The sequence below is a fragment of the Marinobacter nitratireducens genome, assembly GCF_000708045.1.
Taxonomy (GTDB): Bacteria; Pseudomonadota; Gammaproteobacteria; order Pseudomonadales; family Oleiphilaceae; genus Marinobacter; species Marinobacter nitratireducens.
Genome location: NZ_ANIE01000006.1, coordinates 136420 through 162375 on the forward strand (window position 1 = coordinate 136420; position 25956 = coordinate 162375).

Annotated in this window: 23 protein-coding genes; 6 read left to right on the forward strand and 17 right to left on the reverse strand. The window is 56.5% G+C overall.

Annotated features, from left to right (window positions below; translation table 11 throughout):
- The 13 genes from ung to ffh form a co-directional block, all read right to left on the reverse strand.
- Positions 1-732 carry a uracil-DNA glycosylase gene (gene ung / locus D777_RS10230; protein ID WP_036131683.1) on the reverse strand — a complete coding sequence of 244 codons (732 nt, stop codon included), beginning with the start codon at positions 730-732 and terminating at the stop codon, positions 1-3.
- Between the two features lie 4 nt (positions 733-736).
- Positions 737-2278 (reverse strand): lysine--tRNA ligase, encoded by a 1542-nt coding sequence (gene lysS / locus D777_RS10235; protein ID WP_036131686.1) that lies wholly within the window; start codon positions 2276-2278, stop codon positions 737-739.
- Positions 2279-2330: 52 nt separating this feature from the next.
- A protein-coding gene (prfB, locus tag D777_RS10240) for a peptide chain release factor 2 (protein WP_150112639.1) occupies positions 2331-3426 on the reverse strand; the annotation gives its coding sequence in 2 pieces (ribosomal slippage) (positions 2331-3353 and positions 3355-3426; 1095 coding nt in all).
- A gap of 237 nt (positions 3427-3663) precedes the next feature.
- Positions 3664-5400 carry a single-stranded-DNA-specific exonuclease RecJ gene (recJ, locus tag D777_RS10245; RefSeq protein ID WP_036131689.1) on the reverse strand — a complete coding sequence of 579 codons (1737 nt, stop codon included), beginning with the start codon at positions 5398-5400 and terminating at the stop codon, positions 3664-3666.
- A gap of 6 nt (positions 5401-5406) precedes the next feature.
- On the reverse strand, positions 5407-6807 hold the full coding sequence (gene thrC, locus D777_RS10250; RefSeq protein WP_036131691.1) for a threonine synthase: 1401 nt from the start codon (positions 6805-6807) through the stop codon (positions 5407-5409).
- Positions 6808-6818: 11 nt separating this feature from the next.
- A complete protein-coding gene (locus tag D777_RS10255; protein ID WP_036132024.1) occupies positions 6819-8120 on the reverse strand; it encodes a homoserine dehydrogenase in 1302 nt (433 codons plus the stop codon).
- A gap of 144 nt (positions 8121-8264) precedes the next feature.
- Positions 8265-9011, reverse strand: a complete 747-nt coding sequence (locus D777_RS10260) for a DsbC family protein (protein WP_036131693.1) — start codon at positions 9009-9011, stop codon at positions 8265-8267.
- Positions 9012-9133: 122 nt separating this feature from the next.
- Positions 9134-10036 (reverse strand): site-specific tyrosine recombinase XerD, encoded by a 903-nt coding sequence (gene xerD / locus D777_RS10265; protein ID WP_036131695.1) that lies wholly within the window; start codon positions 10034-10036, stop codon positions 9134-9136.
- A 114-nt stretch (positions 10037-10150) separates the two neighbouring features.
- Positions 10151-10507, reverse strand: coding sequence for a 50S ribosomal protein L19 (rplS, locus tag D777_RS10270; RefSeq protein ID WP_036131697.1), 357 nt, complete (start codon positions 10505-10507; stop codon positions 10151-10153).
- Between the two features lie 38 nt (positions 10508-10545).
- On the reverse strand, positions 10546-11292 hold the full coding sequence (trmD, locus tag D777_RS10275; RefSeq protein WP_036131699.1) for a tRNA (guanosine(37)-N1)-methyltransferase TrmD: 747 nt from the start codon (positions 11290-11292) through the stop codon (positions 10546-10548).
- A 3-nt stretch (positions 11293-11295) separates the two neighbouring features.
- The gene (gene rimM, locus D777_RS10280; RefSeq protein ID WP_036131701.1) at positions 11296-11823 is read right to left on the reverse strand and encodes a ribosome maturation factor RimM; all 528 of its coding nucleotides are present in this window, start codon (positions 11821-11823) and stop codon (positions 11296-11298) included.
- Positions 11824-11850: 27 nt separating this feature from the next.
- Positions 11851-12090 (reverse strand): 30S ribosomal protein S16, encoded by a 240-nt coding sequence (rpsP, locus tag D777_RS10285; RefSeq protein ID WP_036131703.1) that lies wholly within the window; start codon positions 12088-12090, stop codon positions 11851-11853.
- A gap of 164 nt (positions 12091-12254) precedes the next feature.
- Positions 12255-13643 (reverse strand): signal recognition particle protein, encoded by a 1389-nt coding sequence (gene ffh / locus D777_RS10290; protein ID WP_036131712.1) that lies wholly within the window; start codon positions 13641-13643, stop codon positions 12255-12257.
- A gap of 181 nt (positions 13644-13824) precedes the next feature.
- On the opposite strand from ffh, the gene D777_RS10295 reads away from it, so the two are divergent.
- The 4 genes from D777_RS10295 to D777_RS17855 all read left to right on the forward strand — a co-directional run bounded on the left by D777_RS10295 (position 13825) and on the right by D777_RS17855 (position 19174).
- Positions 13825-14631 carry a cytochrome C assembly family protein gene (locus tag D777_RS10295; RefSeq protein WP_036131714.1) on the forward strand — a complete coding sequence of 269 codons (807 nt, stop codon included), beginning with the start codon at positions 13825-13827 and terminating at the stop codon, positions 14629-14631.
- Between the two features lie 84 nt (positions 14632-14715).
- Entirely contained in the window at positions 14716-15996 is a 1281-nt protein-coding gene (locus tag D777_RS10300) for an HlyC/CorC family transporter (RefSeq protein WP_036131716.1), read from the forward strand.
- Between the two features lie 146 nt (positions 15997-16142).
- Complete coding sequence (locus D777_RS10305) at positions 16143-18356, forward strand: DUF1631 domain-containing protein (protein WP_036131718.1); 2214 nt, start codon at positions 16143-16145, stop codon at positions 18354-18356.
- Between the two features lie 56 nt (positions 18357-18412).
- Positions 18413-19174 carry a TonB family protein gene (locus D777_RS17855; RefSeq protein WP_160171436.1) on the forward strand — a complete coding sequence of 254 codons (762 nt, stop codon included), beginning with the start codon at positions 18413-18415 and terminating at the stop codon, positions 19172-19174.
- Positions 19175-19186: 12 nt separating this feature from the next.
- Here D777_RS17855 and grxD read toward each other — a convergent pair whose 3' ends face one another.
- The gene (gene grxD, locus D777_RS10320) at positions 19187-19513 is read right to left on the reverse strand and encodes a Grx4 family monothiol glutaredoxin (protein WP_036131726.1); all 327 of its coding nucleotides are present in this window, start codon (positions 19511-19513) and stop codon (positions 19187-19189) included.
- 231 nt (positions 19514-19744) lie between these two features.
- Between grxD and argF the strand changes: the two genes are divergently transcribed.
- A complete protein-coding gene (gene argF, locus D777_RS10325; RefSeq protein ID WP_036131727.1) occupies positions 19745-20659 on the forward strand; it encodes an ornithine carbamoyltransferase in 915 nt (304 codons plus the stop codon).
- Positions 20660-20663: 4 nt separating this feature from the next.
- On the forward strand, positions 20664-21737 hold the full coding sequence (locus D777_RS10330; RefSeq protein WP_036131730.1) for an ABC transporter ATP-binding protein: 1074 nt from the start codon (positions 20664-20666) through the stop codon (positions 21735-21737).
- An 11-nt stretch (positions 21738-21748) separates the two neighbouring features.
- Here the strand turns inward: D777_RS10330 and glpK are convergent, their stop codons facing one another.
- The 3 genes from glpK to D777_RS10345 form a co-directional block, all read right to left on the reverse strand.
- Positions 21749-23230, reverse strand: a complete 1482-nt coding sequence (gene glpK, locus D777_RS10335; protein ID WP_036131732.1) for a glycerol kinase GlpK — start codon at positions 23228-23230, stop codon at positions 21749-21751.
- Between the two features lie 264 nt (positions 23231-23494).
- Complete coding sequence (locus D777_RS10340; protein ID WP_036131734.1) at positions 23495-25063, reverse strand: ATP-binding protein; 1569 nt, start codon at positions 25061-25063, stop codon at positions 23495-23497.
- A gap of 66 nt (positions 25064-25129) precedes the next feature.
- On the reverse strand, positions 25130-25870 hold the full coding sequence (locus tag D777_RS10345; RefSeq protein WP_036131736.1) for a response regulator: 741 nt from the start codon (positions 25868-25870) through the stop codon (positions 25130-25132).
- Positions 25871-25956 lie beyond the last annotated feature (86 nt).

Here is a 25956-nt window from a genome sequence, read left to right on the forward strand (position 1 = left end):
CTACTTTCGATACCGGGCGATCAGCTCGGCTTTGGAGGGCAGCGCCCAGTCTATGGGTGGCTGCCCTTTTTGTTGCAGCCAATCGTTAGCCTTGGAGAAGTGCTTGCATCCGAAGAAGCCGCGGTAGGCACTCAGCGGTGAGGGGTGAGGGCCATCGAGCACCAGGTGTCGATTGCGGTCAATGTGCTGCCCCTTCTTCTTGGCATAGCTGCCCCAGAGTAGAAACACCACACCTTCACGTTCCCGATTGATGGTTTCGATAACCCGGTCGGTAAACGTCTCCCACCCTTTGCCCTGATGGGCTCCAGCCTGGGACTGAACAACCGTCAGAACGCTATTTAGCAGCAAGACGCCCTGATCAGCCCACGGCTGCAGACAGCCGTGATCTGGAGGAGCAATACCCAGGTCAGCCTGGATTTCCTTGAAGATATTTACCAGAGACGGTGGCGTAGGCACATCGGGACGCACCGAGAAACACAAGCCATGGGCCTGTCCCGGCCCGTGATAGGGATCCTGTCCCAGTATCACAACCGATACCTTGTCCAGCGGTGTGCTGTTCAGGGCATTGAAGCAGAGGTGACTTGGAGGAAAGAGAACCTTGCCGGCCTGTTCCTCCGAAGCCAGAAACTCCGCCAGTTCCTGCAGGTAGGGCTGACGGAATTCGCCTTGCAGATGTTCGGACCACCCCCGGTCCGGTCTTAGCTGACTGGCCAGCACCTCAACCGGGGACACAGTATTACTCCTCGCCCTCAGCCGCGTGCTGCCCGGCCTTATGTTCGGGACGCATATGCGGGAACAGGATGACATCACGGATGGACGGTGAGTTGGTCAACAACATGGTCAGGCGGTCGATACCGATACCTTCGCCGGCCGTAGGCGGCAGACCGTATTCCAGAGCCATGACATAGTCTTCATCGTAGAACATAGCCTCGTCGTCGCCCGCGTCCTTTTCCGCAACCTGGGCCCGGAAACGCTCGGCCTGATCTTCCGCATCGTTAAGCTCGGAGAAACCATTGGCCAGCTCACGACCACCGACGAAGAACTCAAACCGCTCGGTGACGAACGGATCGCTGTCTTTGCAACGGGCCAGCGGAGACACTTCTTTCGGATAATCGGTGATAAAGGTCGGCTGAATCAGCAGGTGCTCGGCCGTTGCCTCGAAAATCTCGATCTGGACCTTGCCCAGCCCCCAGGTATCCTTGAGCTGGATGCCGAGATTCCCGGCCACGCGGCGCGCACTGGCCTCGTCGCCGAGCTGGCCGGCCTGGATATCCGGGTTGTGCTCCAGGATCGCCTCAACCACAGTCATACGCTTGAACGGCTTACCAAAATCATACTCTACGGTCTCCACTTCGCCGTCGGCGAGCTCACGGGTATTGACCACGGTCGTGGTACCCAGAACGTCCTTCGTAATCTGCCGCAGCATGTCCTCAGTGAGATCCATCAGGTCTTCGTAGTCTGCGTAAGCCTGGTAGAACTCAACCATGGTGAATTCCGGATTATGGCGGGTCGAAAGACCCTCATTCCGGAAGTTCCGGTTAATCTCGAAAACCCGTTCGAAACCGCCAACCACGAGCCGCTTCAGATACAGCTCCGGGGCAATCCGCAGATACATATCAATGCTCAGGGCATTGTGGTGAGTAACAAACGGACGCGCCGTCGCACCACCCGGAATGACCTGAAGCATCGGCGTCTCAACTTCCATGAAACCACGGGCGTTGAAGTAGCTGCGCATGCTGTTAATGATCCCGGTACGCACCTGGAATGTTTTCCGGGTTTCCTCGTTGACCATCAGATCCACATACCGGTGGCGATAGCGGGCTTCCATGTCGGTCAGGCCCTTGTGCTTTTCCGGCAACGGACGCAGCGACTTGGTCAGCAGCACGTACTCGTCCATGGTGACGTAGAGATCACCTTTACCCGACTTGGACAGCGTACCCCGAACACCGATGATATCGCCCAGATCCCAGTGCTTGGTTTCCTTCTGCACGTGCTTGGCTGCGTATACCTGGATGCGGCCGGTCATATCCTGAACAACCTTGAACGCCTTACGATCCAGCATCATGCGGCCGGCCACGGCCACCTTGATGTCCAGCTTTTCCAGTTCTTCCTTGCTCTTATCACCGTATTGTTTCTGCAACTCTGCAGCGGTGCTGTCGCGACGGAAATCATTCGGGAACGGATTGCCTTCGGTACGCATCTCGGCCAGTTTGGCTCGGCGCTCGGCAATCAGCTTGTTGTCCTCGTGCTGGGTAGCGCTCTGGGTTTGCTCAGTCATGTTGGCTCACTAAAATCGGGATTGAATCCGGTTTAACGGTTGATGGCGCCGCTTACAGCGCCATCTTGAGGCTGGCTTCGATGAACTTGTCGATATCACCGTCCAGAACCGTCTGGGTATTGCTGGTTTCCACCTTGGTCCGCAGGTCCTTGATTCGGCTATCATCAAGAACATAGGAGCGAATCTGGCTACCCCAGCCAATGTCTGCCTTTGCGTCTTCCGCCTTCTGCTTCTCGGCGTTGCGCAGCTGCATTTCACGCTCGAACAGTTTGGCCTTGAGCTGCTTCATGGCCTGATCTTTGTTCTGGTGCTGACTCCGGCCCGCCTGACACGCAACCACAATACCGGTCGGGTTGTGGGTCAATCGCACTGCAGATTCGGTCCGGTTAACGTGCTGACCACCGGCACCGGAAGCGCGGTATACATCAACCCTCAGATCCGCAGGGTTGATATCGATCTCGAAGCTGTCATCCACTTCCGGAGACACAAAGACAGAAGAGAATGACGTATGGCGGCGATTGCCGGAATCGAACGGTGACTTGCGCACCAGGCGGTGCACACCGGTCTCTGTCCGCAACCAGCCATAAGCGTATTCGCCCTGGATGTGAATGGTGGCACTCTTGATGCCTGCCACTTCACCTTCCTGCAATTCAACGATCTCTGACTTGAACCCGCGACGTTCAGCCCAACGCAGGTACATCCTCAGCAGCATGTTGGCCCAGTCCTGGGCCTCGGTGCCACCGGAACCGGCCTGAATGTCCAGATAAGCGTTATTGGCATCCATCTCGCCGGAGAACATGCGGCGGAACTCAAGTTTCTCGAGATCTTTGTCGAGACCGCCAAGATCGTTCTCGATCTCTTCCACGGTGCCTTCATCGTCTTCCTCGACCGCCATTTCCAGCAGACTCTCGGCATCCGCGAGTCCATTGGTGAGGTTGTCGATGGTTTTGACGATCAGCCCGAGATCGGACTGCTCTTTACCAAGCGCCTGGGCCCGCTCGGGGTCGTCCCAGACGGTGGGAAGCTCAAGTTCCCGTTCTACTTCGACCAGTCGCTCACTACGCTGATCGTAGTCAAAGATACCCCCTGAGCGCTTCAGTGCGCTCGCGAAGCTCTTTGATCTTCGTCACTATGGGATTAATTTCCATGAATCCTTTACTCGCTATGGACAATGGTGAGTAAAAACAGTGGCGGAATTCTACCGGAATTTCCCCGGTAAATCAGCCGGGGAAACCGCAACACTCGTTGCTATGCCGTTAAATTCGCAGAGTGTCTGACTGCCGTGGGGGTGGGGATGCTTTTCTTCTGGGAAAAAGATGTCTGAGCGTAGCGAGTTGCTTTTTCCCAGAAGAAAAGCATCCCCACCTCCGCGGCCACCCCCCCAGCTATACAGGCAATGGTTCCAGATAGTCGATCAGCAACTGGAGATTGGTTCTGCCACGAAAGGTATTGGCGTCCGGCTTATAGACCACCCGAGCACCGGTCTTGGTGTAATCGGGCACTTCCGGGCCGGTATTGAAGGCGATACCGTCGACGATGCCGCTGCCATCCATGGGCTGGAGGACGAGCTTGAGGTGGTTTTCGCCAACGATACGCTGATTGACGACACGGAATTCACCATCGAAAACCGGCTCCGGGAAATGCTGTCCCCAGGGCCCTGCCCGCTTCAAGAGGTTCGCGGTGTCGAGGCTGAGTTCGCCAACACTTAGCGGGCCATCCGTCACAATAGCCGCTTCCAGATCCTCGGCTTTGACAGAATCCCTCACGGCTTGATCGAAGGCCTTACCGAAAGCTTCCAGGTCGTCTTTGTCAATGGTCATGCCGGCTGCCATGGCGTGGCCGCCGTACTTCTTCATCATGCCCGGGTGACGGGCGTCGACGACTGCCAGAGCGTCGCGAATGTGTAGCCCCGGAATGGACCTGGCGGAGCCTTTGAGATGCTCGCCATCGTCATCTGGCGCGAAGGCGATGGTCGGGCGATGGGTCTGTTCACGTATCCTTGCGGCAAGTATACCGATGACGCCCTGGTGCCAATCGGGATCAAACAGCGCCAGCCCCCATGGCAGACCATCGATATCCAGTGACATGGAAGCCAACAGGTCCTGAGCCTGGGCTTTCATGTCCTTTTCGATTGTCCGACGCTCGCGATTGAAGGTATCCAGCTCCTTTGCAAGCCGGCGAGCTTCATCCGGGCTGTCAGCCAACAGGCAGGCGATGCCGATACTCATATCGTCCAGGCGACCGGCCGCGTTCAATCTGGGTCCGACGACAAATCCGAGATCCGTCGAGCTGATGGCCGTGTAATCCCGCCCGGCCACCTCCAGCAACGCAAGGATGCCTGGGCGGGCTTCGCCCTTGCGTATCCGGCGTAGGCCCTGCTCTACAAATATCCGGTTGTTGTGATCCAGCGGCACCACGTCTGCCACAGTACCCAGAGCAACAAGATCAAGCAGGTGCCCCAGATTTGGCTCAGGCGTTGGCAGACTCCCGGCGTCACGCAGATGTTTACGCAGGGCCGTCAGCACATAAAACATGACCCCAACGCCCGCAGCATTTTTACTGAGAAAAGGACAACCGGGTTGATTCGGGTTCACGATCGCATCAGCATCCGGTAACACCTCTCCAGCCAGATGGTGATCGGTAACGATGACTTTGATGCCGAGGTTCTGAGCCGCTTTTACGCCTTCAACAGCAGAAATACCGTTATCTACAGTGACCATCAGGTCGGGGAGTTCACCTTCGTGGTGCAACCTTTCAATGATGCCTGGCGTCAGCCCGTATCCATCCGAAAAGCGACTGGGCACCCGGAAATCGATGTCGGCGACACCGAGCATGGTCAAGCCGAGCATGGCAACCGCAGTACTGGTTGCACCATCCGCGTCAAAATCTCCGAGAACCAGCACTTTTTGCTTCTGGATAATGGCCTCAGCAAGCAGCCCGACAGCTCGCTCAATACCCCTGAGCTCCATCGGCGAGGCCAGGTGCTTCAGGGTATAGCTGAGTTCATCGTCGGAGCGAATGCCCCGGGCGGCGTAAAGGCGACGGAGAATCGGTGGGAGACTAGCCCCCCAGACCGGACTGGAGTCCGGTTGGGGGCGACGCAGAATCTTCTTTGGAGTCATACCCGGTCAGGCGTTTTTCCAGTGTTCGGCGATGAACGACTGAACACCGGTCACATCATTATCCAGCACCGTGTAGCGCTCTTCCCGCTCGAACAGATCAGCCATGTGAGGCGGAAGCTCGGGCTTGACGGTCAGTCCAGACTCGGCGATGGCGTCCGGGAATTTGGCGGGATGCGCTGTCCCCAGAGTAATCATTGGAACCGATGGGTCACGACGACAGTTACGGGCGGCCTTAACACCAATCGCGGTGTGAGGATCCAGCAAATATTCGTTCTGCTCAAACACCTCTCGAATGGTCTCGCAGGTGGTTTTATCATCCACTGCGTCGCTGTCAAACAGCTTGCGAGCATGGCGCCAGCGATAATCTTCAATGCTGACCGGCCCCTTGGCGGCGTTTTCCAGCAGCTCCTTGACTGCTGCGCCATCCCGACCGTGCAGATCAAACAGCAGCCGCTCGAAGTTACTGGACACCATGATGTCCATACTCGGGGACAGCGTATGCTCCAGCTGGTGCTGTTCGTAGCGGTTACCGCTCATGAATCGGTGCAGAATGTCATTGCGATTGGTTGCAATAACCAGCTGGGAAATCGGCAGCCCCATCTTTTTGGCCAGGTAGCCGGCAAAGATATCACCGAAGTTACCGGTCGGTACCGAGAACGCCATGCTCCGATCCGGCCCACCAAGTGCCAGGGAGGCCTGGAAGTAGTAGACGATCTGGGCCATGATCCGGGCCCAGTTGATGGAATTCACCGCGGCAAGCTGGGTTTTGCCGCCCAGGAAAGACTGATCACCAAAGCTTTCCTTGACCATCTTCTGGCAGTCGTCAAAGTTACCCTCGACCGCAATGTTGTGAATATTATCGCCGATGACGGTTGTCATCTGACGCCGCTGAACCTCGGATACCCGCTGATGTGGATGCAGGATAAAAATATCCACATGCTCGCAGTGGCGGCAGCCTTCAATCGCGGCCGACCCGGTATCCCCCGAGGTCGCACCCATGATGACCACGTGCTGCTTGCGTTTTTCGAGAACGTAATCCAGCAACCTGCCCAGCAGTTGCAAGGCAAAATCCTTGAACGCCAGTGTCGGTCCCCGGAACAGCTCCAGCACCCATTCGTTGGTATCAAGCTGAACCAGTGGCGCTACGGCCTTGTGGGCAAAACCCGCGTAGGTTTCGTCCAGCATCTTGCGGAAATCATCTTCCGGAATCGCATCGCTCACAAACGGGTGCATGATATTGAACGCAAGTTCGCTGTAGCTCAGCCCACGCCAGCTGCGAATTTCCTCAAGACTGAAGTGCGGGAGGGATTCGGGAACGTAAAGGCCGCCGTCGCTGGCAAGACCTGTCAGGAGAACGTCTTCAAAGCCCAATGCGGGCGCTTCACCCCGCGTACTGATATATCTCACGTGCGTACCTGTCAGTTAAAGTTTTCAGCGCGGATGCGAATAACCTGGCCGTCGATGTCTGACAAGCCCTCAAGCTCTTCAATAGAGCGGTTCATCTGACGCTCCTGAACCGTATGGGTCAGGATGATCACCGGGATGCGACCGTCCTTGAGTTCGGATTCTTTCTGCATGATGGATTCGATATTGATGCCATGCTCACTGAGTACAGAGGCAATCTTGGCCAGAACACCCGGACGATCCAGCGCAGTGATACGCAGATAGTAAGCTGACTGCACATCTTCCATGGACAGCACATCGAGCTCTTCGATGGCGTCAGGCTCGAACCCAAGGTACGGAACCCGCTGGCTGCTGCCGCAGGCAACTCCGCGGGCAACGTCAACGATATCGGCAATAACAGCTGATGCAGTCGCCTCGTCACCTGCACCTGGACCGTAGTACATGGTCTGACCAACCGCATCGCCATCGACGAGAACGGCGTTCAGGACACCGTCAACCTGAGCGATCAGGTGGCTCTTGGGCACGAGTGTCGGATGCACCCGCAGCTCGATGCCATCTTCGCGACGGCGAGCAATACCCAGGTGCTTGATCCGATAACCAAGCAATTCCGCATGGGCAATGTCGTAGGGGGTGATTTTGGAAATTCCCTCGGTGAATCCCTTTTCAAACTGCAGCGGTACACCGAAACCGGCCGAGGCCAGAATCGTCAGCTTGTGTGCAGCATCAATACCCTCAACGTCAAACGTCGGATCCGCTTCGGCGTAGCCAAGATCCTGTGCCTCCTTGAGCACTTCGGAAAACTCCCGGCCCGCACGCATCTCAGTCAGGATGTAGTTACCGGTTCCGTTGATGATGCCGGCAATCCAGTCGATCCGGTTTGCGGCCATACCTTCGCGTACGGCTTTCATCACCGGAATACCGCCGGCCACACCCGCTTCGTAAGCCACTACGACACCAGCCTTGTCCGCGGCCTCGAAAATTTCGTTTCCGTGGACGGCGATCAATGCCTTGTTGGCGGTCACAACGTGCTTACCATTGCGAACAGCGGCCAGTACCAATTCTTTGGCTGCGTCATAGCCGCCAATCAGCTCGACGACAATATCGACAGAGGGATCGTTAACCACATCAAAGATGTCAGTAGAAAACGGTACGTCGCCAAGATCCATGTCATCCCTGGCGTGACGACTGGCAACCCGCGCGATTCGGATGTTGCATCCGCTCCGGCCGGCAATAAGCTTGGCATTGCGAGTCAAGACATTGAACGTACCGCCGCCAACGGTACCCAGTCCGCAGATTCCGACATTGACGTCTTTCAAACTTTCACCTCTGATCCCGAACGGGTGCTGATGAATTTCAGTGGGGGCATAGTATACCCATTCAGTAGCGCATGAATAAGCCCTGAATCGGAAGCAGATCAAATACAGGAAGGGTGCGGCCGGCGCAACCGGCCGCAAATACTATCAGAGGAGGCCCAGCCCCTTGGCCAGGTTATCCGCAGGAACGTACCCCCGCACCATGGTTCCATCTTCGAGCACAATAGCGGGAGTACCAGTGACACCGACCTGACCACCCAGGCGGTATTGTTCAAGCACTGGATTTTCGCACTCAGCTGCTTCAACACGGCGCCCCGCTTTTGCGGCGTCCATAGCCGCCTGCTGATCGTCTGCACACCAGACCGACTCGTATTTCCGGAATGACTCTGTATTGGGGCCGGAGCGGGGGAAGGCATAGTAATTCACGGTAATGCCGTAACCGTTGAGCTGACCAACCTCGTTATGCAGTTTGCGGCAGTATGGACAATCAATGTCGGTGAACACGCTGATCACAGCCTTCTCGTCACCCTCAGCAGGGAAGCTGATCACCCCGTCGTCCCCAAAGCTTTCCATGACCTTACGGCGCTGCCCGGTCCGGGCCTGTTCCGTCACATTGGCAATGCCGGTATCGGTTATCTTAAGCATGTCACCGGTCAGCAGGTATTGCCCGTCTACCGTGGTATAGATGGTTTCGCCATTGTTGCTCTGAACCTCATAAAGCCCTTCAGCCTCGGACTCGCGAACCGAACTCACCTGTAAACCAGGTACAGCGGCACTCAGGCGCTCAGCGATACGATCTTCGACCTCTCCCGCAACCAGGGGCGCCGACAACAGAGCAGCGACACTCATTCCAAGCACTGCAGCCACACACTTCAAGCTTCTTCTGGCAGACATACATACATCCAGTCAAATTAGGTAACGGACTCGCCGGTTCAGGTCGTCGAGCCACTCAACAGGTTATGCGACACTAGGCCGCCGCAAAAGTTCAACAGCCACCTTAACCAAAATTCCGACCCTCATCCACGGGGATGATGAGACTGATGAAGCGCCTGAAGCCTTTGGCGAGCCACATGGGTATATATTTGTGTGGTCGACAGGTCAGCGTGCCCCAGAAGCATCTGCACCACCCTCAGATCGGCACCATGATTCAACAAGTGGGTCGCAAACGCATGACGTAAGGTATGAGGAGACAGGTGCTTTTGAATTCCTGCTCGAACCGCATAGTGCTTGATCCGGTACCAGAAAGCCTGTCGCGTCATTGCCACCGGTCGATTTCCAGGAAAAAGGGCATCTGCGGCGCGCCCTTTCAGCAGCTCGGGCCTGGCCTCCCTCATATAGAGAACCAGCCAGTCCACGGCCTCCTCCCCCATAGGCACCAGGCGCTCTTTGTTGCCTTTGCCGATGATACGGATCACCCCCTGCCGGAGGTTGACCTGATCAACCTGCAACTCCGTCAACTCGGAGACCCGCAGCCCGCAGCCATAAAGAATCTCCAGCATTGCCCGGTCCCGAAGCTCTATCGGCACATCTGGATCGGGCTCATCTAACAGCGCATCCACCTCATCTTCGGTCAACGAATCCGGCAACCTGCGAGGCAATCTTGGGCTATCGATGCGGAGAGTGGGGTCCTCGGAAACAACACCTTCCCGCAACAGATAACGATAGAATCGCCGAACACCAGACAGACGGCGCGCGGCCGTTGAGGTCTTTACCCCCTCAGCCAATCCCTGAGACATCCAGGCAAGAAGATCGGTACGGCGGGCAGCAGTCAGCACAGGCTTGCCCGGCTGGGACTCAAGCCATGCAGACAACCGAAGCAGGTCGCTGCGATAAGCCTGCCGGGTCTTTTCGCCAAGCCCGTCCTCAAGCCAGAGAGCATCCGTGAAACGCGTTATTACGATATCGTCGTACGACCTCACACCTTCCCCATCCCTCAACTGCTCGGCAATCTAGAACTTTACCACCCTACAGACACAAAAAAAGGCAGCCATTGGCTGCCTTTTCTGGAAACGAACGTCTCAGCGATAGGCTGATCAGCCCAGCTTTTCCTTGATGCGAGCCGCCTTACCAGACAGGTCGCGCAGGTAGTAAAGCTTGGCCTGACGGACGTCGCCGCGACGCTTCACGCTGATGCTGTCGATCAGCTTGGAGAAGGTCTGGAAGGTACGCTCTACACCAACACCGTAAGAAATCTTACGCACGGTGAAGGAAGAGTTCATGCCACGGTTACGCTTACCGATAACAACACCTTCGAACGCCTGCAGACGCTCACGGTTACCCTCGGTTACACGAACCTGAACAACCACGGTATCACCCGGCGCGAACGCAGGGATTTCCTTGGTCATCTGTTCTGCTTCAATCTGACTGATGATGTTGTTCTTGCCGCTCATCGTAATGCTCCTGATACCCAATCTCTCAGTGTCCTGAATCACTCAGAGACACCCGGTTCATTCAAAATTTCTTCCAGCAGCTCACGCTCTTCGTCCGTAAGTACCCGTTTTTCCAACAGGTCGGGGCGTCGCTCCCGGGTTCGCCTCAGCGACTCCTTGAGTCGCCAACGCCGGATCTGTTCATGGTGACCGCCCAAAAGAACCTCCGGCACCGCCTGACCTTCGTATACTTCGGGCCGGGTGTAGTGCGGACAATCCAGCAATCCGTCGGCAAACGAATCTTGCTCTGCCGACTGCGCATGACCCAGCGCACCGGGGATGAAGCGTGTTACCGCATCGATGACAGCCATAGCCGCCAGCTCGCCGCCGGAAAGGACAAAATCACCCAGCGACACTTCCCGATCGACTTCCGCAGTTATCAGGCGCTCATCAACGCCTTCATAGCGACCTGCAACAAGAATCAGACGCTCTTCTTCAGCCAGCGATTCAACCACCGACTGATTCAGGGTCTCACCCTGCGGTGACAAGTACACCACACAGGCCTTGCCAGGCGCAGACTCACGTGCCGCATGGATAGCATCCCTGAGAGGCTGAATTTTCATCAGCATACCAGGGCCGCCGCCATAAGGCCGGTCGTCCACTGTGCGATGACGGTCATGGGTAAAATCCCGGGGATTCCAGCTCTGGAAGGTCAGAAGACCATCCCTGACAGCTCTACCCGTGATCCCGTATTCCGTAACCGCACCGAACATCTCCGGGAACAGACTGACTGCGCCAATCCACACCCGTCAGAACTCCGGATCCCATTCCACCAGAATACGTCGCTCTGCCAGATCCACACTCCTGACTACCTGGTCAGGAAGATAGGGCAGCAGGCGCTCGCGCTGGTCGATAGAGCCATCCGAAGCTCGCACCACCAGGACGTCATTGGAACCAGTTTCCATCAGATGGTGGACCTTACCCAGGCACTGACCATCAACGGTGAAGACATCAAGGCCCTCAAGCTGGTACCAGTAGTACTCCCCTTCAGCAAGCTCAGGCAATTCAGCTGTCGCAACCTTGATGTCGGCACCACGATAGCTCAGCGCCACATCCCGATCATCAACACCTTTAAGCCTGACGACGATCCCCTGCCCTTGGCGGCGACCCTCCTCAAGCCTTGCCGGAATACGCTTGCCGTCCAGATCGAGTACCCAGTCCCGATACTGCAGTATTCCTTCTTTGGGGTCTGTGTAAGAGAAGACCTTAAGCCATCCCTTGACCCCAAACACCGAAGTAATCTGGCCGATCACAGTTTCCTGCGAATGCTGCGTCATGCCATCAACCCCGGTTCAGTAGTGCTATTAGCCAGCCGTCTTCAGCAGCTGAGCTACACGATCGCTGGTCTGGGCACCCTGGCCGAGCCAGTAGTTGACGCGATCCTGATCTACGCGCAGACGCTCTTCCTGACCACGGGCAACCGGGTTGAAAAAGCCAACACGCTCAATGAAACGACCGTCGCGGGACTTGCGGCTGTCGGTTACTGTCAGATGGTAGAACGGGCGCTTCTTGGAGCCGCCACGAGCCAAACGGATTGTTACCATTTAACCAATATCCTGTTCTGTGTGTACGAACTTTGTACGTCTCTCACCCGCTTATAGATAGTTGGCGAGAGGACCCATACTCGAAAGGGCCGCTATTCTATGCTAAAAAAGCGGCAAAGAAAACAGGGAAACGCTCGGTTTCACCGTTTTCGGTGTAAGGCTTTTTACATACGGCCAAAAGGAGGCATGCCACCACCGCCACCACCCGGGGGCATCATGCCACCGAGCCCGCGCATCATATTGGCCATTCCGCCCTTCTTGCTGAACTTCTTCATCATCTTCTGCATCTGCTTGTGCTGCTTGAGCAGTCGATTGACGTCCTGTATCTGGGTACCGGAACCGGCCGCAATACGACGCTTGCGCGCATTGTTGATGACATCCGGATAGCGACGCTCCTTGGGTGTCATCGAGCAGATAATGGCCTCCATCTGCCCTACAGACTTGTCATTGACCTGCTGCTGAGCCATCTGGGCCATCTGCCCCATCCCGGGAAGCTTGTCCATCAGGCCACCAATACCACCCATATTCTTCATCTGCTGAAGCTGGTCACGAAAGTCCTCAAGATCAAAGCTTTTTCCTTTCTTGATCTTTTTGGTGAGCTTTTGCGCCTTCTTCTGATCCAGCTTGCGCTCAGCTTCCTCAATAAGAGAAAGCACATCGCCCATGCCGAGAATTCTGGAGGCGACACGATCCGGATAAAACGGCTCCAGCGCATCTGATTTCTCACCCACCCCCATAAACTTGATGGGCTTACCGGTGATATGGCGAACGGAAAGAGCCGCACCACCGCGGGCATCACCGTCGGTCTTGGTCAGCACGACACCGGTCAATGGCAGCGCATCATTGAACGCCTTGGCGGTGTTAGCGGCATCCTGACCAGTCATCGCGTCCACTACAAACAGGGTCTCAATCGGATTTACAGCCTTATGAAGGCGCCCGATCTCTCCCATCATCTGCTCGTCAACATGCAAACGACCGGCGGTATCCAGAATCACCACATCAACGTGCTTCTTCCTGGCCGCAGTAATGGCGCCCTCTGCGATATCCACCGGATCCTGGTCAGACGTGCTGGGGAAGAACTCAATACCCACTTCACCAGCCAGAGTTTCAAGCTGACGGATGGCAGCAGGCCGGTAAACGTCCGCACTGACAACCATCACGGATTTTTTCTCGCGCTCCTTCAGGAAACGGGAGAGCTTCGCCACTGTGGTGGTTTTACCCGCACCCTGCAAACCCGCCATCATGATGACCGCAGGTGGTTGAGTCGCCAGGTTCAGGGATTCGTTCCCGGCGCCCATCACCCGCTCCAGCTCCTGCTGGACGACCTTCACAAACACCTGGCCAGGAGTGAGGCTGCGCTGAACCTCCTGCCCAATCGCCCTCGCCCGGACGCCCTCGACAAAATCCTTCACGACCGGAAGGGCGACATCTGCCTCAAGCAGAGCCATCCTCACTTCGCGCAGCGTATCCTTGATATTGTCATCGGTGAGCCGCGCCTGACCGGAAATCTTGCGCAGGCTACCGGAAAGTCGGTCTTGGAGGTTCTCAAACATGTTACTCTTCCGTACCCCGGATAAATTGAGTGCATGGACCACAGAGCCGGACAGGACTCCTTGATTCCAGTTGCATAATCGCGACATTATAACCAGACTATCGCCCTGAAACGACCAGCCCGGTCAAATCGGTGACAAATTGCACCGATCCCCTGTCAGCACAGCGGTTAATAAGGAAGTCATGGGAACGCTGATTCTCGCGGTAACCTCTCTATTTCTGTACAGCGTAGGAACTGCACTACAGGCACTGCATTTCAGGGGCCGGGTGCAAAGCAACATCGCCATAACAACACTGATTGGCGTTCTTGCACTGGTTAGCCATGGCCTCCTCATCGCCCAGACCGTTCACCACGATGGCGGTTTTGACTTTGGCTTTTTCAAGAGCTCGGTCCTGATCTCCTGGATCATCGTATTTCTGCTACTCGGATTAAACCTGCGCAAACCCGTACAGAATATGTTGCTGGGCGTATATCCACTGGCAACGCTCACCATCATCATGGCCCTGGTCACCCACACGCCGTCCAGACTGGTCTCAGACGACAGCTACGGCATGCTTTCCCACATCGCCCTGTCGGTTACCGCCTACAGCCTGTTTACCCTGGCGGCCATTCAGGCCATTTTGCTGTATTTCCAGAATCGCCAGCTCAAGCACAACTACAACAGCCTCCTGGTTCGCAACCTACCCCCGCTGCAAACCATGGAGTCCCTGCTATTTGAAATGGTCTGGGCCGGTGTAGTGATGCTGACCCTGGCCATCGGAACCGGCGCGCTTTTCGTCAAAGACCTCTTCGCCCAGGACCTGGCGCACAAGACCATCTTTTCACTTCTGTCCCTGCTGGTGTTCGTCGCCCTTCTCGTTGGCCGCTACACGAAAGGCTGGCGCGGTATTACCGCGAGTCGCTGGACCCTTGCAGGATGCATCCTGCTCATGCTCGCCTTTTACGGCAGCAAATTCGCGCTTGAACTGGTATTCAAAAAGGGAAGCTAAGGACCGGCCTGGGCGCAGGCACTTGACACCAGCCTCAGGCAAACCCTATTTTCCTCTCTCGTCAGCCATACAAGGACACCTCTCTTGAACGAAACATCGCTTACCGCGCTGTTCATTCTACTTATCGGCCTGATTCTTCTGTCCGGATTCTTCTCAAGCTCAGAAACCGGCATGATGTCCCTGAATCGGTATCGACTGAAACACCTAGCCAACACCGGGCACAAGGGAGCCCAACGCGCCCAGAACCTGCTTCAGCGCACCGACCAACTGATTGGCGTTATCCTGATCGGCAACAACTTCGTCAACATCCTCGCATCATCCATAGCAACCGTTATTGCCATCGAACTCTGGGGTGATGCCGGCATCGCTATTGCGACTCTGCTCCTGACGGTCGTCATCCTGATCTTCGCAGAAGTGACACCAAAAACCCTTGCAGCCCTGTTTCCGGAAAAAATCGCGTTTCCGGCCAGCTTTATCCTGGGCCCACTATTAAAACTGCTGTATCCGATTGTCTGGGCCGTCAATTTGCTGACCGGAGTTATTCTGAAGCTCCTGAGAGTGTCGCCCGAGGAAGCCGCCAGCGACCATCTCAGCCGGGAAGAGCTCAGAACGGTGGTGAACGAGGCCGGGGCACTGATCCCCAAGAAACACAAAGATATGCTGATCAGCATTCTCGACCTGGAAAAGGTGACTGTTAACGACATTATGGTGCCCCGGAACGAGGTCATCGGTATCGACCTGGATGACGACACCGATACCATTCTTCGGCAGCTTCGCAGCAGCCAGCACACCCGACTGCCGGTCTACAAAGGCGACATCAACAACATTCAGGGCATCCTGCACCTGCGCAGCGCCTCCAAGTTACTGCAGCAGGACGAAATCAATCGGGCCATGATCATGCAGCTTTGCCAGGATCCGTACTTTGTCCCCGAGAGCACACCGCTCAACACGCAGCTGATCAATTTCCAGAAAGGGAAGCGTCGATTCGGGATTGTGGTAGACGAATACGGAGACGTGCTCGGACTGGCCACACTCGAAGACATCCTGGAAGAGATCATTGGCGATTTCACCACCGACTATGCCGCCACAAGCCCTGACATCATTCCCCAGGACGACGGCACCTTTATTATTGACGGAACCGCGGCGGTACGAACCATCAACAAGACCCTGGGCTGGAAGCTATCAACAGACGGCCCCAAAACCCTGAATGGACTGATTACCGAGACACTGGAAAACATCCCGGACACCAATGTTTGCCTGAAAGTGGATGGCCATCGCATCGAAGTCCTTCAGATAAAGGACAATGTCGTCAAGGCTGCGATCGTCCACCCCAAAAAACGCAAAAAGCGGGCTCTTGGCCTATAATACGAAGCCAATTCTTTGACAGCTGTCGCAGGTTAACTTTTAATCATGTTCAGCTGCCTAAAAATACGGTAAATTTGTACAATAACGAGAATAGTAGGTTTTAAAGCTCGGTCATGTATCCGGTTGAGGCGTAAAAGGAGTCGGCCATGAATAAGCAGTCCGGCATACATTACCTCCGCGAACACAGGGAAGCAGGTAGCAGCAAACCGGTTCCAATGGAGGTCACCCGCATCCGCGACACCGTCGTCGCCGGACTGGGCGATCTTTTGCAGGGAGCATTCGACGCGGTCGACGACTCCCTTTTTGAGCTCGCGAATAATGCCCGCAGCAACAATGAGCAAAATCGCTACTTCGAAGCGATGCGGGAAATTCGCATCAAACGCAAAGGCGTGGAAAGACATTTCCAGAACGCTGTCGCACAGTTTTTCGCCAACCCCCCGCACACAGGCCACATTCAGGACGAGTCCCTGAGCAAGCAGGCCACAGCCGACACGCTGTCACTGGTCGGCAATGAGGATCTGGAAGAACAGGTCGCGCTCAATGCGATGATCACGAAAGCGAAAGCACACTTCCAGGGTCCGCTGCTCCAGTTACAGACCCGATTCGGTCAGGTATACCCGGAAGCCACGGAGGATTCCCCCGTTAATCCCATGGCACCCGAACATCTCTGCAGCGCGTTCACAGAGGCCATCCAGGCACTGGAAATCCAGATCCGAGAGCGATTGATCCTGCTCAAGCAGTTTGATCGCTACGTAGTTTCGAATCTCGGAATGCTGCTAGATGAAGCCAACCGGATTCTGATTCAGGCCGGCATCATTCCCAACTTCCGTTATCACGGCAAGGCAGGCAAGCAGCAGGCTACCCAAAAGGGCAAGGCGCCCCAGCAAGCCAGTGATGAGCCTGCAACGGCCACAACCGCCTCCCCGGAAGATGCCCATGAAAGCGCTCTGTTCGAACAGATCCGACAAATGTTGGCACTGCAGCGCACCAACGCAGGCATGCCACCAAGAACATCCGACCCCAGCCTGCGAGTCGTCGGGGACGCCGAGCTGGCAGACCTTCTGAACTCTCTGCCGGTAACGGACGCCGTACCGACCGGAGACAACCTGAGTGACGGCGAGCCGATAACCGTTGACCTGCGCCAGGTCGTCCAGCAACTACTGGCGAGAGCCGACACAGGCGACGGCCGGAAACCAGCACTGAATGAATTCGATGAAGACCTGATCAACCTGGTCTCCATGCTGTTTGAATTCATTCTCGACGATTACAACCTGTCAGCTCCCGTGCAGGTTCTGATCAGCCGACTCCAGATCCCGATCCTGAAGGTTGTCATGCGGGACAAGACCTTCTTTAGCCAGGCAACACACCCCGCACGCCGGCTGCTCAACTCCCTGGCCCGGGCTGGTATTGGCTGGAGCAGCAGTGACGAGAAAGCCAAGGACAAGCTTTACAACCAGATTCACAACATCGTTCAGCGCATCCTCAACGAGTTCAATGGCGATGTAAGCCTGTTTGACACACTCAATCACGAGTTCGAACAGTTCCTGGAAAAAGAGAATCGGAAGGCCTCACTTGTAGAGCAGAGAACCCGGGAGTCCGAACGAGGTCGCATCAAGTCCCAGAAAGCCCAGGAGACGGTCGACACCCTGCTCAAGGAAAAGCTTGCCCGTTACCGGCTGCCAGACCCCATATACGACATCCTGACCAACGGCTGGAGTCGCTTCATGTTCCTCGCCTACCTGAGGGATGACGTGGAACATCGCTGGCATGAGGCCGTGCGCACGGTGGATGACCTCATCTGGTGCCTCCACCCTCATCAGGAAGATGAGGAACGCGATCAGTGGGTCCGGGTTGTACCGAGCCTGCTCAAGACTCTTCGCGCGGGCCTGGAGGAGGTCTCCTACAACTCATCCCGGCTGGATGAGATGATGGGCCACCTCAAACACGAACTGGCTGAGGCCTTCCGGACCAATGCAGCTATTGAGGCCCGTCAGGACTCACCGGCGGAAACCGATGAGGAACCCGAGGCGACTCACCAGACCGCGGTCGAGCGCCAGCAGGAACTGGAAGATGCAGCCATCTCCGAGTATGTCACTCAGATCGATGGTATCGAAATTGGCAACTGGGTAGAGTTCCGACTGGTCAACGGAGCCAGCTTCCGCTGCAAACTGTCGGCGATCATTGAAGAAGCGGACTGCTTCGTCTTTGTAAACCGGATGGGACTGAAAGTCATTGAGAAGAACCGCATCGAACTCGCACACGAAATGCGACGTGGGCGCCTGACTTTGCTGGAACAGGGCGCACTGATTGATCGGGCGCTCGACGCTGTTGTTGGCAGCCTGCGGAGTAAAACCGCCTGACGCCAATGCATCACCTGGGCAGTACCCCCCATCTACCGGCGGGTTACCGATTTCTCTTGGCGCTGTCGTCGGCGCTTCTCGTCCATATTCTGATCCTCTCGGGCTTGCCGTTTCCATCCAGCAAGCCCGAGCCTCCCCACAACACCATTCAGGTAGCGCTGACAACGGCAAGCCCAGCGAGCAAAGCCTCGAAAGCGACAACCGCTACAACGCCGCCAACCAACAGAAATCCCGAGTTCAAGATCCCAATCCCGGACAAAACGCCACCTGACACCACCGCAAAACCGAGGGTATCGCGCTCTGCGAAGACGCCCGATTTGGCCGAGACGCGCTCAAAACCTGCGAGCCAGAAGCCCCAAAGCCGTCCGCAGATATCAAGCACCCGAACACCGGCGCCCGACACGTCAAGTGAGCAGATGACGCCCCGGACCCGGGAACAGGCCCCCTCGCCAAACGAGAACCTGGCGAAAGACCAGAACACACTGACAAGCGAAGCGCCGGTCAAGCAGGATCCATACGTGGCGTTGCTCGCCGTCCAGTTGGCCAAGGCCACGGAAGGCATGCGCGGGATAGCCAAGGCATCCAACGAAGCGAGCAAGACCGGAGAATCTGTGGTGACAGTGAAAGTGGAGCTTGGATTACTGGATAACGGCGCCCTGACCCAGGCAAGAATCGTCAAATCGTCGGGTGACAAAAGAATCGATAAAGCGGCCTATCGGGCTGCACTTGCGGCGAGCCCCTACCCGGCACCGCCGGCCGGAAACAAGGCAAAGAACCGCTTCGTGGTCGAGCTGAAGCTCGCCCCGGAGCGGCTCTAGAGGCGCGACTGATCAGGCTTCTGCTTGCTTGACCGCGTCTTTCACCATAGTGGCCAGCTCACCGCTCTCGGACATTTCAAGCACGATGTCGCAACCGCCAACCAGTTCGCCATTGATATACAGCTGCGGATAGGTCGGCCAGCTTGAGTAAACCTTCAGGGCTTCACGCAATTCCTGATTATCCAGAATGTTTACAAAAGCAAAGCGCTCACCGCACGCCATAACGGCCTGCACGGTCTTCGCAGAGAAGCCGCACTGAGGCGCTTGGGGCGTACCCTTCATGTAAAGAATGACCGGGTTTTCGTCGAGCTGGCTCTTGATCGTTTCGTTGATGTCCATGAACATTTACCTCAGATATGTAACAGAATTGCCGCAAGGCAACGGACGTTGACGCTATTGTACACGTCCCCTCAAGCGCTCACCAAACACGCCGTTTTGACCCAGGCAAAGCCCCGGCTACGGCGTTGTCATCCCCGCCGCGAAGGGCTAGACTTGTGACCCCATTTTTTCCGCAAATTTTCACATAGAACCCCGTTTCTGGCGGGCTTCGTTGAGACAAGGGCCATCACCATGGCGGCGAGACACTTTCTGACACTGAACGACATGACGACCACCGAGCTGGAAAGCCTGGTGGATCACGCCAGCGCACTGCGCAAGGAGTGGCGCCAGGGCGTCGTCCGGGACAGTCTGAAGAATCGCGTACTGGCAATGATTTTCGAAAAATCATCGACCCGTACCCGGGTTTCCTTCGAGGCCGGAATGACGCAGCTCGGCGGGTCTGCCATGTTCCTGTCCCCCCGCGACACCCAGCTGGGTCGAGGCGAACCGATAGAAGATTCCGCCATTGTCATCTCCAGCATGGTAGATGCGGTGATGATCCGAACGTTCGCCCACGAAACCGTCGAACGTTTTGCGGCTGCATCCAGCGTCCCGGTCATCAATGCCCTGACCGATGATTTCCATCCCTGCCAGTTGCTGGCCGACATGCAGACATACCGTGAGCACCGTGGCAGCATCCGGGGAGGCACGGTTGCCTGGATTGGTGATGGCAACAACATGTGCCACTCCTACATCAACGCAGCCGCGCAGTTCGATTTTCATCTCAACGTAGCTTGCCCGGAAGGCTACGATCCGGCTCCGGAGTTGCTTGAGCAGCACCGAGACCGGGTCACCGTGGTTCGTGATCCAGAGGATGCAGCGCGGGGCGCCAATCTTCTGGTGACCGACGTCTGGGCATCCATGGGCCAGGAAGACGAGCAGAAAGCCAGGGAAAAGGCGTTCCAAGACTACCAGATAAACCCAACATTGATGTCAATTGCCGACAAGGACGCACTGTTCATGCACTGCCTGCCGGCACATCGTGGTGAGGAAATCTCCACAGACATGATGGAACACCCGGGATCTGTGGTCTGGGCAGAAGCTGAGAACCGCCTGCATGCCCAGAAGGCTCTGCTAGAGTTCCTGATTCTTGGCCGCCTGGACTGATCCAATGACCGAGAAGACCTCTCCCTCCGCAGATTGGCTGCTGGAAGTAAACAACCTGTCCTGTGGATATGGCGGGGAATCCGTGGTACAGGACATCAACTTTGCGCTCAGCCAGGGTGATATCGGATGCCTTCTGGGGCCAAGTGGCTGCGGCAAAAGCACCATCCTCAGAGCCCTCGCCGGCTTCCTGCCCATTAACAGCGGCGAGATCCGGCTCCAGGCCCAGGCCATAAGCCTACCCGGCCGAACCCTGGCTCCGGAAAAGCGGAAGATTGGCATGGTTTTCCAGGACTATGCCCTGTTCCCGCACCTGACCATCGCCGATAACGTTGGTTTCGGGCTCCATAAGATGGAAAAGGCAGACAAACGCCAGAAGGTCATGGAACTGCTAAAAGTCGTGCATCTCCAGGATCTCGCTGACAGCTACCCCCACGAACTCTCCGGGGGACAGCAACAACGTGTCGCCCTGGCCCGGGCCCTGGCTCCCGAGCCAACGCTCATTCTCCTGGACGAACCCTTTTCAAATCTTGATGCAGACCTGCGCCGACGGCTCAGCCTGGACGTGCGGGAAATCCTGAAGAATCGTGGCATCAGCGCTATCCTGGTGACCCACGATCAGCAGGAAGCGTTTGCCATGTGCGATCAGGTCGCCGTTCTTCGGGACGGCAGCATCCAGCAGTGGGATGTTCCCTATAACCTCTACCACGAGCCGGCAAACCGCTTCGTAGCGAGCTTTGTCGGTCAGGGCGGATTTGTTCCCGGAATAGCCCTGGGGCCGGATACCATCGAGTCAGAACTGGGTATCATTCACGGCAACCGCGCCTATAAATGGGAAAAAGGAACGCTCGTTGACGTGCTGATTCGACCAGACGATATCGTCTACGATCCAGAATCCGAGCTTCGCCCCAAAGTCGTTGAGAAAACGTTCGCAGGCACCTCGACCCTTTACCGCTTCCACTGCTCAAACGACACAGAGTTCGAAGCGTTATTCCGAAGCCATCTTGACTTCCACATGGGCGAGAATGTGCCAGTCAGAGTCGAGGCGGACCACCTGATTGCTTTCGAGCGCTCCGCCTGACCTGACGACGATCAGTTATTACAGACCCGCTCTACGGCATCCAGCCAACCGGCGTAGAGCGATTCCCTCAACGCCGGCTTCATCGCCGGTTCAAACTCCCGCTCGCATTCCCAGAGCCCTGCGATCTGATCCAGGCTTTCGTAGACTCCGGTCTGCAGACCTGCCAGATAGGCCGCACCCAGGGCAGTCGTCTCAGTAACCTTGGGTCGGTCAACGGCAACGTTCAGAATATCCGCCAGGAACTGCATCACCCAGTCGTTAACCACCATGCCACCATCGACCCGAAGCGAGGCCAGCCGGGCACCGTCGTTCTGAATCGCCCGAACCAAATCCTTGGTCTGATAGCACACGGATTGCAGCCCGGCCGTTACGATCTCCCCGATACCAGTGTCCCGTGTCAGCCCCATGATCGCCCCCCGTGCATGGGGATCCCAGTGTGGAGCCCCCAGTCCGGTGAAGGCAGGCACAAGGTAAACCGGGTTGTCCACACCCACATTCTCAGCGTGAGCGGACGATTCGCTGGCATGTTCAATGAGCCGCAGTCCATCCCTGAGCCATTGCATGGCCGCCCCGGCGATAAAAATACTGCCTTCGATGGCGTAACAGGGCTTGCCATTCAACCGGTAGGCCATGGTGGTTAACAGTCGGTTCTCGGATCTGACCGCCTGCTCCCCTGTGTTCAGGATCAGGAAGCAACCGGTACCGTAGGTACTCTTGGCCATACCCGGCTCGAAACATGCCTGGCCGATCAGCGCTGCCTGCTGGTCACCGGCAATGCCAGCCACTGGCACCGGCGCACCCAGTAATTCACCGAGGGTTTCCCCGTAATTGTCCGCACAATCCAGAACCTGTGGAAGCAGGGCTCCCGGCACCCGGAACAGCGCCAGCAACGTTTCGTCCCACTGCTGATCGTGGATATTGTAAAGCGCCGTTCTCGACGCATTGGTGGCGTCGGTGAAATGGGATTTCCCTCCGGTGAGATTCCACAACAGCCAACTATCAACCGTTCCGAAGGCGAGCTCTCCAGCCTCCGCCCGGGCGCGAGCGCCCTCAACGTGGTCGAGAATCCAGGCAATCTTGGTGGCAGAGAAGTAGGGATCAATCAACAACCCTGAACGCTCCACCACGGTGCCCTCATGGCCATCGGCCTTGAGCTTGGCACACACGGCAGCGGTGCGGCGATCCTGCCAGACAATCGCATGGTGGATAGGCTTACCCGTCTTCCGATCCCAGATCACCGTGGTTTCGCGCTGATTGGTGATCCCGATACCCGCAAGCTCCTTCGCCGCCACCCCAGCGTTGTCCAGAGCACCGCGGCAAACGGCCAGGGTGCTGTCCCAGATTTCCATGGCATCATGCTCCACCCACCCATCATTGGGGAAATACTGGTGAAACTCCTGCTGGGCGATGCCACAGTTATTCCCGCTCTCGTCAAAGACAATGGCACGGGAACTGGTGGTCCCCTGATCGATGGCAAGCAGATAACGCGTCATGCAAGTCTCCGGTAAGTTTTTTTACGGAGTGTAACAGGCGCGCGGTAGTCGTAAGAGTGAACAGGGCAAGAAACAGAAAGAAAGGCATAAAAAAAGGGCTGGAAAAAACCAGCCCCTAAATGACGAATGAAACAAGGAAAGTTCGTAAGAACTACAACCTCAAAAGTCATCCCTTACGCTTTCTATTATCAGGACCTGAGGCCGGGCTTTCAGTAGCGGTTATGTAGCGGGATTGTTACATCTGGTGAGGGCGTGAGTATTGGATCACACAATCGCATCGTCAGCTTTCTTTCTCGGCCAGACCAGGCTGAACCGGGCACCCCCCAGGGATTCGCTGCGACCAACAAATGCCTGACCACCATGCCAGTATAGAATCCGGCGGACAATTGAAAGCCCCAAACCATAGCCTCCGGACGTGCGGGTGCGACTGTCATCCAAACGGGCGAAGGCGGTGAACACTTTTTCCCAGTCTTCTTCCGGGATACCCGGGCCATCATCCTCGACATCCACCCGACAGTTATCCTCGTCAAGGTGGCAGTGGACCACAACCCGGCCATTGGCGTATCGGCCTGCGTTACCCACCAGATTCTGAATGGCACGATGAATGTAACGCGGCTCAATGTCGGACAGTGCCCACTGCTCGGAGCCCTCGTCGATATCGGCCTCAATGGACAGGGCCGGTCGGATGAGTTGTTGCTCAGAGACCACCTGATTGACCAGATCGACAACGGATTCCTCCTGAAGCGAAAAGACCGGCCCGCCCTGCTCCAGCCGCGCGTAGGTCAGGATTTCGTCAATCAGTTCATCGAGCTCCTGGATGTCGCCATCAATGCCATCCAGTTGCTTGTGAAGGGCTTCCTGATCCTGACACTCCTCGATCATCTGTACCCCGAAACGGATCCGGGCCACCGGCGTTCGCAGCTCGTGGGACACAGCATGAATCATCTCTCTCTGGACCTGAACCAGACGCTGAATGTGCTCGGCCATACCATTGAAGGATTTTGCCAGACGCGAGACCAGATTACTGTCGCCGCCTTCTACCCTGGCCCCAAGCTCACCACGGGCAATCCGAATCGCGACGGACTCGACACTTCTGAGGTTATTGTCGACCTCTCTCACAGCCAGGAACAGGGCAACGGCCAGCACTGCGCCCACAACGGCCACCAGCAGGAACAACACCTGCCAGGCCCAGGGGTCATAGGCGTCCGGAAAACTCACTTCGATCAGCTCGCCGCTTGAGAGCCGGACCATTACCCGGGCATTTCCCTCACCCTGGAAAAACACCATGCCCGACTCGGCCAATCGCTCCAACACATCCGTCGACGGCAAAGCGGATGCGTCTTTCACCGGGCGAATGCCGACATGCAGGGATTTGGACAATTCGTCAATGACACCGGCCCGCTCCTGAGACTCCACCAGATCAAGGTGCCACCGGATGATCAATGCGACCGCCTGCGTAATCTGTCGATAGGGTTCAGTCAGATTAAGCTTGAGAATACCGCCACTGGTACCGACAACCAGGAGTGTAATGCCCAGGTCCGTTTTGACCGCCACCAACTGACCATAACCCAGACGCTCCCGAGTGATATCGGACAACGTCATCTCATCCGGTTCCAGTACCTGAAAGTCGTAATGAGAAGACAACCAGTCGTAGCGCTCCACAGAGGCCGGGTCTGCCGCCAGCCAACGCATCAGGGGTTCGGGAAATTCTTCCTGCCAGACCTGCTCGCGGACCGAGTTAACACCCGAAAACAGGGCGATACAGACCAACACAACCAGCCCGGTCAGGCCTGCAAGGCGAAGATAAAGTTTGAGGAACAGCTTCAGGGGCATGGCACCTACCCTGGCACAAGGAGTGGAAACCAGCGTTCAGAAGTCGCTGGTTTCCCGGGACCAGACTCAGGCTTCCTTCACGAACAGGTAACCTTTACTACGGACAGTCTTGATGCGTCGGGGATGGATCGGATCATCACCGATCTTGGGCCGGATTCTGGAAACGCGAACATCAATGGAGCGATCCTGCCCGTCATATTCTATGCCACGAAGCGCGGTAAAGATTTCTTCCCGACTTAGCACACGTCCCGCATTACTGGCCAGGAGCCAGAGCAGATCAAACTCGGCGCTGGTGAGATCAATGCTTTCATCATTGAGCCAGGCCTCCCGCATTGAGCGGTCAACGATAAGGTCATTGAACTGCAGACGTACCGGCTCTTCGCCATCGGCTTCATCCGCACCACCCTGAGCGGTCTCGGTCACCCGACGCAACATGGCGCGAATTCGGGCAAGCAGCACCCGGGGCTTGACTGGCTTGCCGATGTAGTCGTCAGCTCCCATTTCGAGTCCGAGAACCTGATCCAGATCATCGGTGCGGGCCGTCAACATGATGATGGGGCCGGCATAGGCAGGGCGCACGCGGCGGCAGATAGACAAGCCATCTTCACCGGGAAGCATCAGATCCAGCACCACCAGGTCCGGCTGCTCGTTGCGGATGCGCTCAACAGCCGCTCCACCGTGGGTTTCAAGAGAGACCTGCAGCCCGTTGCTTTCCAGATATTCACGGGTCAGTTCTGCCAGCCGCTCGTCGTCTTCGACAATCAGAATACGCCAACTTTCGTTTGTCTGTTCCACGCCGCCATCCATCTCTGATTTTGTTCTTCCGGTTATAGATCTCTCTTGCCACCTGACGATACAGGCAACCTCATGTAACAGCAATTATACATGCTATT

What these genes read in the sequence shown, in the direction of transcription:
- D777_RS10340 (WP_036131734.1), bottom strand. Translation starts at nt 25,063, where the DNA reads ATGCCCCTGAAGCTGTTCCTCAAACTTTATCTTCGCCTTGCAGGCCTG.
- grxD (WP_036131726.1), bottom strand. Translation starts at nt 19,513, where the DNA reads ATGGACATCAACGAAACGATCAAGAGCCAGCTCGACGAAAACCCGGTC.
- rimM (WP_036131701.1), bottom strand. Translation starts at nt 11,823, where the DNA reads ATGACGCAGCATTCGCAGGAAACTGTGATCGGCCAGATTACTTCGGTG.
- rplS (WP_036131697.1), bottom strand. Translation starts at nt 10,507, where the DNA reads ATGAGCGGCAAGAACAACATCATCAGTCAGATTGAAGCAGAACAGATG.
- D777_RS10305 (WP_036131718.1), top strand. Translation starts at nt 16,143, where the DNA reads ATGAATAAGCAGTCCGGCATACATTACCTCCGCGAACACAGGGAAGCA.
- glpK (WP_036131732.1), bottom strand. Translation starts at nt 23,230, where the DNA reads ATGACGCGTTATCTGCTTGCCATCGATCAGGGGACCACCAGTTCCCGT.
- argF (WP_036131727.1), top strand. Translation starts at nt 19,745, where the DNA reads ATGGCGGCGAGACACTTTCTGACACTGAACGACATGACGACCACCGAG.
- D777_RS10345 (WP_036131736.1), bottom strand. Translation starts at nt 25,870, where the DNA reads ATGGATGGCGGCGTGGAACAGACAAACGAAAGTTGGCGTATTCTGATT.
- D777_RS10330 (WP_036131730.1), top strand. Translation starts at nt 20,664, where the DNA reads ATGACCGAGAAGACCTCTCCCTCCGCAGATTGGCTGCTGGAAGTAAAC.
- recJ (WP_036131689.1), bottom strand. Translation starts at nt 5,400, where the DNA reads ATGACTCCAAAGAAGATTCTGCGTCGCCCCCAACCGGACTCCAGTCCG.
- lysS (WP_036131686.1), bottom strand. Translation starts at nt 2,278, where the DNA reads ATGACTGAGCAAACCCAGAGCGCTACCCAGCACGAGGACAACAAGCTG.
- rpsP (WP_036131703.1), bottom strand. Translation starts at nt 12,090, where the DNA reads ATGGTAACAATCCGTTTGGCTCGTGGCGGCTCCAAGAAGCGCCCGTTC.
- D777_RS10260 (WP_036131693.1), bottom strand. Translation starts at nt 9,011, where the DNA reads ATGTCTGCCAGAAGAAGCTTGAAGTGTGTGGCTGCAGTGCTTGGAATG.
- ffh (WP_036131712.1), bottom strand. Translation starts at nt 13,643, where the DNA reads ATGTTTGAGAACCTCCAAGACCGACTTTCCGGTAGCCTGCGCAAGATT.
- D777_RS10295 (WP_036131714.1), top strand. Translation starts at nt 13,825, where the DNA reads ATGGGAACGCTGATTCTCGCGGTAACCTCTCTATTTCTGTACAGCGTA.